The 7,410-nt window shown below is 72.1% G+C and carries 7 protein-coding genes; all 7 read left to right on the forward strand.

Annotated features, from left to right (window positions below; translation table 11 throughout):
- The first annotated feature begins 359 nt into the window (after positions 1 to 359).
- A complete protein-coding gene (locus tag ACH9D2_RS01835; protein ID WP_396361053.1) occupies positions 360 to 2,315 on the forward strand; it encodes an alpha-amylase family protein in 1,956 nt (651 codons plus the stop codon).
- A gap of 4 nt (positions 2,316 to 2,319) precedes the next feature.
- Entirely contained in the window at positions 2,320 to 2,637 is a 318-nt protein-coding gene (locus ACH9D2_RS01840; RefSeq protein WP_396361054.1) for a DMT family transporter, read from the forward strand.
- Positions 2,627 to 3,013 carry a DMT family transporter gene (locus ACH9D2_RS01845; RefSeq protein WP_396361055.1) on the forward strand — a complete coding sequence of 129 codons (387 nt, stop codon included), beginning with the start codon at positions 2,627 to 2,629 and terminating at the stop codon, positions 3,011 to 3,013. Before ACH9D2_RS01840 ends, ACH9D2_RS01845 begins: the two co-directional genes overlap by 11 nt.
- Entirely contained in the window at positions 3,010 to 4,263 is a 1,254-nt protein-coding gene (locus tag ACH9D2_RS01850) for an MFS transporter (protein ID WP_396361057.1), read from the forward strand. Before ACH9D2_RS01845 ends, ACH9D2_RS01850 begins: the two co-directional genes overlap by 4 nt.
- A 468-nt stretch (positions 4,264 to 4,731) precedes the next feature.
- Positions 4,732 to 5,262: an SRPBCC family protein gene (locus ACH9D2_RS01855; protein ID WP_396361058.1), complete on the forward strand. Its 531-nt coding sequence runs from the start codon at positions 4,732 to 4,734 to the stop codon at positions 5,260 to 5,262.
- Positions 5,263 to 5,378: 116 nt separating this feature from the next.
- The gene (locus ACH9D2_RS01860) at positions 5,379 to 5,999 is read left to right on the forward strand and encodes a superoxide dismutase (protein WP_396361059.1); all 621 of its coding nucleotides are present in this window, start codon (positions 5,379 to 5,381) and stop codon (positions 5,997 to 5,999) included.
- A gap of 204 nt (positions 6,000 to 6,203) precedes the next feature.
- Positions 6,204 to 7,385, forward strand: coding sequence for an NAD(P)-dependent malic enzyme (locus ACH9D2_RS01865; protein WP_396361060.1), 1,182 nt, complete (start codon positions 6,204 to 6,206; stop codon positions 7,383 to 7,385).
- Positions 7,386 to 7,410 lie beyond the last annotated feature (25 nt).

Genomic DNA, 7,410 nt, shown 5'->3' on the forward strand with positions numbered 1-7,410 from the left:
GGGGCCGACGACGGCGCCACCGGGCCCGTGGAGCCCGCGCTGCACAGGGTTCTCCACACCCACGGCGACATCTCCCCGGGGCCCGGCAGACCCGCCGGCCCGCGACGGCGCGGTACCGGCGGTCCCTCTCCACGGTGTCCCCAGGAGTCGTCCACACCTGTGGACAACTCTGTGCACAGGGATGTGGAGGCACACCCGGTCATCCGGTGAAAAGCCGGGAGCGCATCAGTATGCTGAGGGGCGGACCGCTCCCGCCGACCGGCGGGGAGCAGGTTCCTGACCATCCGAGGGCTCGTCGTCAAGGAGGATCTCGAGTTCGGAGACCGCCCCGCCCCGGGGTGGACGACCGAAGGAGCAGTGTGCCGAACACCAGTACGCCCGGGATCCCGGGCCTGTCGCCGGAGAACCAGGCACGCGTGATCACCGCGTGCGTACGCCAGAAGGTGCAGGAAGGTCGGCCGGCGGACCTGCCGGGCACGGGGTGGGCGGACTTCGACCGCCGCTTCGACGAGCACTTCCCCCGGCTGACGCTGCTCTTCGCCGAGATCTACGGCCACCGCGAGGACTTCCTCGAACAGCTCAGTGAGCTCGGGCTGCAGATGGCTCGCTCCTGGGCCGAGCGCCCCGAGGACCTCAAGGCCCTGGACGCGCGGCGCGAGCAGGATCCCGCGTGGTTCGGCGCGCGGCAGATGCTCGGCGGGGTCTGCTACGTGGACCGGTACGCGGGGAACCTGCAGGGGATCCGGGAGCAGATCCCCTACTTCCGGGAGCTCGGCCTGACCTACCTCCACCTCATGCCCCTGTTCGAGGCGCCGAAGGGCAACTCGGACGGCGGCTACGCGGTGTCGTCGTACCGCCGCGTGAACCCGGCGCTGGGGACCACGGAGGAGCTCGCCGAGCTGAGCCGCGAGCTGCGCCGGAACGGGATCAGTCTCGTCCTCGACTTCGTCTTCAACCACACGTCCGACGAGCACGAGTGGGCGCGCCGGGCCGCCGCGGGTGAGCAGGAGTACGAGGACTACTACTGGATCTTCCCGGACCGCACCGTCCCGGAGCAGTTCGAGCTCACCACTCGGGAGATCTTCCCGGACGACCACCCCGGCTCCTTCACCCGGGTCCGCGCCACCGAGGAGGACCCTCGGTGGGTGTGGAGCACCTTCTACTCCTTCCAGTGGGACCTCAACTACACCAATCCCGCCGTCTTCCGGGCGATGGCCGCCGAGCTGCTCTTCCTCGCCGCCCAGGGCGTCGAGGTGCTGCGCATGGACGCCGTCGCATTCATCTGGAAGCAGCTGGGCACCACGTGCGAGTCGCTGCCCCAGGCCCACGTGCTGCTGCGCGCCTACAACGCGCTGTGCCGGATCGCCGCCCCGGCCGTGCTGTTCAAGTCGGAGGCGATCGTCCACCCGGACGAGGTGGCCCGGTACATCGAGCCCGGTCAGTGCCAGCTCTCCTACAACCCGCTCCAGATGGCCCTGACGTGGGAGGCGATGGCCACCCGTGAGCCGAAGCTGCTGGCGCAGGCCCTCGAGGAGCGCCACGCCCTCCCGCCCGGCACGGCGTGGGTGGACTACGTGCGCGGCCACGACGACATCGGCTGGACGTTCTCGGACGAGGACGCCGCCCGGCTGGGCGTGGACGGCCACGACCACCGCCGCTTCCTCAACGCCTTCTACACCGGACGCCACCCCGGCAGCTTCGCCGACGGCGTCCCGTTCCAGGAGAACCCCCGCACGGGGGACTGCCGCGTGTGCGGGACCACGGCGTCGCTGCTCGGCCTCGCCGGGGACCCGGGGCCCGCGGTGGACCGGATCCTGCTCGCGCACTCCGTGACGATGAGCACCGGCGGCGTCCCCCTGCTGTACCTGGGGGACGAGGTCGGCCAGCTCAACGACCCCTCCTGGAACGAGGACCCGGACCACGCCGGGGACGCCCGGTGGGTGCACCGCCCGCCGCGGCCCGTCCAGGACTACGAGCGCCGCCACGAGCTGTTCTCCGTGCAGGGCCGGATCTTCGGGGGCATCCGCCGGATGGTCGAGCTGCGCCGCAACGCCCCGGAGTTCGACGGCAACACGCTCGTCCCGTTCGACGCGCGCAACCCTCACGTGCTGGGCTACCAGCGCCCCGGCGTCAACACGCTGGTGCTGTGCCTGGCCAACTTCTCCGACTGGTCCCAGTTCGTCACGGGCGAGACCCTCTCGGGGTTCCTGCCCCAGGCCGTCGAGCTGCACGGCAGCACCGAGCTCGACCTGCGGCACGGTCTGCTGATCGACGCCCACGGATTCCTGTGGATCCGCGTGGTCCCGAAGCGCTGACGCCGTGAGCGCATGGCTGGTGCTGGTGCTCTCGGGCGTCCTCGAGGCGGTGTGGGCCTCCGCGCTCGCGGCCTCGGACGGCCTCCGCCGCCCCGTGCCCGCCGCGGTGTTCGTCGTGACGTCCACCGTGAGCCTGGCCGGGCTGGCCTACGCCATGGCCGGTCTGCCCACGGGCACGGCGTACGCCGTCTGGGTGGGCATCGGCGCGGCCCTGACCGTGGCCTGGTCCATGCTGACCGGCCGCGAGTCCGCCACGCCCCTGAGGATCCTGCTGGTGCTCGGCATCGTCGGCTGCGTGATCGGGCTCAAAGTTGTCGGCTGATCCCCGGACGGCGCAGGCGGTGCGGGACCGGCGCGCCCGCGCCTGGGCCCTGCTGGTGGTCAGCGGAGTCCTGGAGGCGGTCTGGGCCACCGCCCTGGGCGCGTCCGAGGGCTTCTCCCGGCCGGGCCCCAGCCTGCTCTTCGCCGTGTCCCTGACGGTGAGCATGCTCACCCTGGCGCGCGCCGCCCGGGTGATCCCGATGGGCACCGCCTACGCCGTGTGGACGGGCATCGGCGCCGTGCTCACGGTGGCGTGGGCGGCCGGCACGGGACAGGAGCATCTCTCCTGGGCGAAGGCCCTCTTCCTGACGGGGATCGTCGCGTGCGTCGTCGGCCTGCACGCCGCCGACCGGCCGCCCCGGGAGAAGGCTCGGTGACCCGGGACCGCGGACCGGGCGCACACCTCATGCTCGTGCTCACCGCCACGATGGCGGTGGGCCCGCTGCTGACCCACAGCCTCTCGGCGATGAGCCCCCTCGTGATCGAGGACCTGGAGCTCACGGAGGCGCAGTTCGGGCTGCTCGCCACCACGACCTTCTTCGTGGCCGCCCTCGCCGCGGTGCGCGCGGGCCGCTGGGCGGACCGGCTGACCGCGCGCACCCTGCTGGTCGTGATGTTCGGCGGGGCCGCGCTGGCGATGCTGCTCACCGCCGCGGCGCCGGGCTACGGCGTGCTGCTCCTGGCCATGGTGCTGTCGGGGCTCGGGCAGGTCATGGCCAATCCCGCGACCAACCGGCTCATCCGCCTGCACGTGCCCGTCGCGCGGCGCGCGAGCTGGCTCGGGATCAAGCAGGCCGGCGTGCAGGCCTCGCAGCTCGTGGCGGGCCTGACCTTTCCCGCCCTCGGGCTGCTGCTCGGCTGGCGCACCGCCGTCCTGGTGGTCGTGGGCGCGGTGCTGATCCTGCTCGTGCACGCCTGGTGGACGGTCCCGGACAACCTCCCAGGTGCTCCGGCGGGACCCTCGCCCCGGGCGGCGCTCCGGTCCCGGGCGGCGCTCCGGTCCCGGGCGGGGCTCCGGCCCCGGAGGGCACGCCCCGCCGTGCGGCCCCCGATGCCCGGCGTCGTCCGCGCGTACGCCGCGGCCGCGGCACTGACCGGGCTGGGGGCCCAGGCCGCCAACGTCTACCTGCCGCTCTACGCGCACCGGGAACTGGGCTTCGACGTCGTCGCCGCCGGGGCCACCGTGTCCGTCTCCGCGCTCGTGGGCATCGCCTCGCGCGTGCTGTGGGCGCGCGTGATGGACCGGCCGCGCGCGGACGGCTTCGTCCTGCTGGCCGGAATGGCCCTGGGGTCGGCCGCGAGCGCCGTGCTGCTGATCCTGGCCCCCCTGCACCCCGGCCTCGCGTGGGCGGTGTGGCCGGCGGCCGTCCTGCACGGCGGCGCGGCGCTCGCGGTGAGCGTGGTGGTGATGTCCGGGGCGATGCGCGCCGTGCCCGCCGAACGGGTGGGTGCCTCCACCGGCGTGGTGACCATGGGCCTGTACGCAGGGTTCTGCGCCGGTCCGCTCGTCCTCGGCGGCCTGCTCCAGCTCACGGGTTCCTTCGCGGTGGGCTGGGCCGTGGTGCTCGTCTGCTACCTGGCCTGCGGAGCGCTCGCCGTCCTCGTGCGCTCCCGCGCCCGCCGCTAGGACGTCCCCCGGCCGGGGAGCGCCCACGGCCCGGTCGCCGGCCACCCTGTCCCCCGTCCGGGGGCGCGCCCGTCCGGGCGCCGGCCGCCCCGTCCCCGTCCGGGTGGACCGCGAGGCCCTGCGCGACTCCCCGTGACGTCCTGATCCGGTCTTCTCAACAGCTTCTCCACAGGCGTTGTCCACAGCGTGGATAACTTCCATCCGTGGAACTACAGCGGCGTCCGCTCCGCCGACCCCGCGCTCACCTGCGACAGCGCCCTCCCTCGGGGGGCGGGCGTACAGGTGTTCGATCTTTGCACACGCTCCTCCACAGCTGTGGACAACGTTCTCCACCCCCTGTGCACCCGGAGGTGAGGGCGTCGCGAGGACCCGCCGCTAGAGTAGATGTGTGCACATGCGAATTGTTCCCGTCCGTGCGTCACGTCCCTCCGCCCCGGACGCGCCTCCGAGCGGGGAGCGGAGGCCGCGATGCTGAAGGGCACCATGACGTTCCGGCTGGTCGACACCGTGGTGGTCCCGGCGGATCCGGCGCTGGTGGAGCGCTTCCTGCTCGACCCCGGCTGCCTGCGCCGATGGAACCCGATCCCGGAGCGGAACTACCACGTCAGCACGGCCGTGCTGCAACTCGGCACGTCGATCGAGTCCACGGTCCGCGTCGGACCCCTCCGCTTCGCCTTCGTGAACATCGTCTCCGACCACGTCCCTGGCCGTCGCCTGGGGATGCGCACCACCAAGGGACCGGTGGATCTGCTGGTGACCATCACCTGGGAACAGGTGGAGGGGGGCACCCGGATCGTGAAGGTCGTGGACGGACGGTTCACGGAGTCGAAGGCCTGGCTCTGGCAGCTGCTCGAACCGGCCGCCCGCCGGAGCGCCCGGACCGCGCTGGAGACGCTGGGACGGATGATCGAGACGGGCGACTACGAGTTCACGGTCCCGTCCCAGCTGACCTCCGACCCGCCCCGCTGTCCGCTCGAGAGCCCGCCCGACTTCTTCTGAGCTCCCGCGCGTTCCGCACGGGAGCGCACCGTACGCTGGTGGCGGAACCTCCTTGACCCCTGCTCGCGCGCGGGTCGAGGGTGGAACCACACGACAGCTATCGAAAGGATTCTCCTATGGCCGAGAAGTACACCCTTCCCGATCTTCCCTACGACTACGCGGCGCTCGAGCCCCACATCTCCGCGAAGATCATGGAGCTGCACCACGACAAGCACCACGCCACCTACGTGGCCGGGGCGAACACCGCCCTGGAGAAGATGGCGGAGGCCCGTGCGAACGGTGACGGCGCCGCCGCGGCCAAGCTGTCCAAGGACCTGCAGTTCAACCTGGGTGGCCACGTGAACCACTCGGTGTTCTGGCAGAACCTCTCCCCGGAGGGCGGCGACAAGCCGACCGGTGAGCTCGCCGCGGCGATCGAGGACCACTTCGGCTCCTTCGACGCCTTCCGCGACCACTTCACCTCCGCGGCCACCACGATCCAGGGCTCCGGCTGGGCGATCCTGGCCCTCGAGCCCGTCGGCGGCAACCTGGTCATCGAGCAGATGTACGACCAGCAGAACGGCGTTCCCGTCGCCACCATCCCGCTGCTGCAGCTGGACATGTGGGAGCACGCGTTCTACCTCGACTACCAGAACGTCAAGGCGGACTACGTCAAGGCCTTCTGGAACATCGTGAACTGGGCCGACGTCCAGGAGCGCTTCGAGAAGGCGCGCACCGGGGGCCGGTCCATCATCTGATCCCCACCGCGCACCGTCGGCGCCGCGCGTCCGACCCCGCGAGCAGAGCCCCCGGACCGCACGGTCCGGGGGCTCCTTGCCGTCCGGGTCCGGGCGCACCGGGGGGTTCGCGGAACGTCACACGTGCGGGGACAGGATCTCCGGCGTGGGGCACAATGGCCGGGACCCTGTTCGCACTCAACGACGAGAGCACGAGGAACGCGCATGAGCGACGAGAACCAGCAGACCGGCCCCATCACGCACGAGGAGATCTTCCGCTCCCACGAGGGCGGCAAGCTCTCCGTGGTGTCGAAGTCCCCGCTGGCCACCCGCCGCGACCTGTCCATCGCCTACACCCCCGGCGTCGCGGAGGTCTCCCGCGCGGTGGCCGCCGAACCCGCCATGGCGCGCACGCACACCTGGGCCGGCCGGCTCGTGGCCGTGGTCTCCGACGGCTCCGCCGTGCTGGGCCTGGGCGACATCGGACCCGCCGCGTCCCTGCCGGTGATGGAGGGCAAGGCCGCCCTGTTCAAGACCTTCGCGGACCTGGACTCCATCCCGATCGTGCTCGACACCCAGGACGTCGACGAGATCGTGCGCACCGTCAAGCTCCTGCGCCCCACCTTCGGGGCCGTGAACCTCGAGGACATCTCGGCCCCGCGCTGCTTCGAGATCGAGACCCGGCTGATCGAGGAGCTGGACATCCCGGTGATGCACGACGATCAGCACGGCACCGCCGTCGTCGTCCTGGCCGCCCTGCTCAACGCCGCGCGGCTGGTGGGCAAGGACCTGGCCGGGCTCAAGGTCGTGATCGCCGGCGCGGGCGCGGCCGGGGTCGCGATCACGGAGATCCTGCTGGCCCAGGGCATCGAGGACGTGGTGCTGATGGACTCCCGCGGCATCGTCTCGCGGGAGCGGGACGACCTCAACGCGATCAAGGCCGGCTACGCGGCCCGGACCAACCCGCGCGGTCTCATCGGGGGTGCGAAGGACGCCCTCGAGGGCGCGGACGTGTTCGTGGGGGTGTCGGGCGGGAAGATCCCCGAGGAGTTCCTGACCGAACTGGCCTCCGACGCCATCGTGTTCGCCCTGGCCAACCCGGACCCGGAGATCATGCCGGACGTCGCGGCGAAGTACGCCTCCGTGGTGGCCACGGGCCGGTCGGACTTCCCGAACCAGATCAACAACGTGCTGGCCTTCCCGGGCATCTTCCGCGGCGCCCTGGACGCCGGGGCGCGGCGGATCACCCCGGTCATGAAGCTGGCGGCGGCCCGGGCGATCGCGGAGATCGCCGCCGCGGACGGACTGGCCCCGGAGCACATCGTGCCCTCGGCCCTGGATCCCCGCGTCGCCCCGGCCGTGGCGGAGGCCGTGGCGGCCTGCGTGCAGGAGACCACGACCGTCTGACCCTGTCCGCACCGGCGGACCCGTG

The organism is Kocuria rhizosphaericola, from assembly GCF_044462205.1.
In the GTDB taxonomy this organism is placed as follows: domain Bacteria; phylum Actinomycetota; class Actinomycetes; order Actinomycetales; family Micrococcaceae; genus Kocuria; species Kocuria rhizosphaericola.

Excerpts from the sequence above, each read along its gene's own strand:
- ACH9D2_RS01855 (WP_396361058.1), top strand. The coding sequence starts at position 4,732 with ATGCTGAAGGGCACCATGACGTTCCGGCTGGTCGACACCGTGGTGGTC.
- ACH9D2_RS01860 (WP_396361059.1), top strand. The coding sequence starts at position 5,379 with ATGGCCGAGAAGTACACCCTTCCCGATCTTCCCTACGACTACGCGGCG.
- ACH9D2_RS01865 (WP_396361060.1), top strand. The coding sequence starts at position 6,204 with ATGAGCGACGAGAACCAGCAGACCGGCCCCATCACGCACGAGGAGATC.